This window comes from Mycobacterium sp. KBS0706 (genome assembly GCF_005938675.2).
Classification (GTDB): Bacteria; Pseudomonadota; Alphaproteobacteria; order DSM-16000; family Inquilinaceae; genus Inquilinus.
Window position 1 is genome coordinate 1 of sequence record NZ_VCCH02000425.1, and the last position, 264, is coordinate 264.

General features: G+C 67.8%; 1 protein-coding gene. It reads left to right on the forward strand.

From position 1 onward, the window contains the following. Positions 1–238: transposase domain-containing protein (locus tag FFK22_RS42560; RefSeq protein WP_143957085.1), on the forward strand; the 238-nt coding region annotated here is incomplete at its 5' end. Positions 239–264 lie beyond the last annotated feature (26 nt).

A 264-nucleotide genomic window follows, 5' to 3' on the forward strand; every position in this document is an offset into this window, starting at 1 on the left:
CGCTATCAGGCCCCTGGCTCTCGGGCGCCGGAACTGGACCTTCGCCGGCAGCGACGCCGGTGGCCGGCGGGCCGCGGCCATGTACACCATCATCGAGAGCGCCAAGATGAACGGCCTCGACGTCGAGGCCTATCTCGCCGACGTCATCGCCCGCATCGCCGATCACCCGATCAAACGGATCGACGACTTGCTGCCATGGAATTGGCGGCCTCTCCGCCAGCTCGACGAAGCCGCCTGATACGCGGCCGTCAGCTCACGCGTACC